The sequence below is a fragment of the Butyricicoccus sp. AF18-9LB genome, assembly GCF_027684505.1.
GTDB classification, from domain to species: Bacteria; Bacillota; Clostridia; order Oscillospirales; family Butyricicoccaceae; genus Agathobaculum; species Agathobaculum butyriciproducens.
This window is the reverse complement of the sequence record NZ_JAQCWA010000051.1, coordinates 1-754: the sequence shown is the minus strand read 5'-3', so window position 1 is coordinate 754 and position 754 is coordinate 1. Positions and strand designations below refer to the sequence as shown.

Annotated in this window: 1 protein-coding gene; it reads right to left on the bottom strand. The window is 52.8% G+C overall.

The window, feature by feature from the left end; translation table 11 throughout:
• Window positions 1-754: VapE domain-containing protein (locus tag PGY33_RS14155; protein WP_270479187.1), on the bottom strand; the 754-nt coding region annotated here is incomplete at both ends.

Below are 754 nucleotides of genomic sequence, written 5' to 3'. Positions count from 1 at the left end.
TCGTTTTTTCAGACGGGTTGCCGGAGTCCGTTGCCGGGTTTTCACGCTCCCAGCCCTTTTGTCTGCCATATTCTGAAAACATTCTTGGGTTCGGGAAGTACCGCCAGCCAGAAATGCACTGGTTCATAATCTCGTTGATTTCCCGGATTTCCCATTGCTTCGGCTCGTCAAAGGCATGGTTCAAGGCTTCCTTATAGAGCTGCTTGGAGCAGACCATGCTCCCGGTGTACTTATCAAGATACGCCTGTATCATCCCGGCTTTGGTGTCCTCCGGCATAAAATCCCGCTGGTGTTCTTTGAGATACCGCTGCATGGCAGGGCTGAAAGCCAGCTTGAACCTGCCGCTTCTGTAAATTTCCATCGCTTCTGCCCACATCTGCTCGATATAGGCTCTGGAAGCGGCTTCGTCCTCCAAAATGTGAACCTCGGCTTGCTCCGGGTACACCATGACGGGGATAAAGCGGCGGTTGCCGGAACGGTCAAGGGGCAGGAAGTCAAGGGCATTGGAAGTGCCGCCAAACACGCACTGACGGGGGCGGTCTGCTGGGTGGGTTTCATAGGGTATCTTGTAAACCTCTTTCTGTCGGCTTAAAAATGACTTGATTTCCTCAATGCTCTTGGCGTTTGCGGTTGCCATCATTTCCGACATTTCGATAATCCAGTGACCTTGCAGCTTGCGGTACACATTGTCATCGTCCAGCTTCCGCAAATCATCGGAGAACCACTCGTCCCGGACTGCCAGCAGACGGAAGAA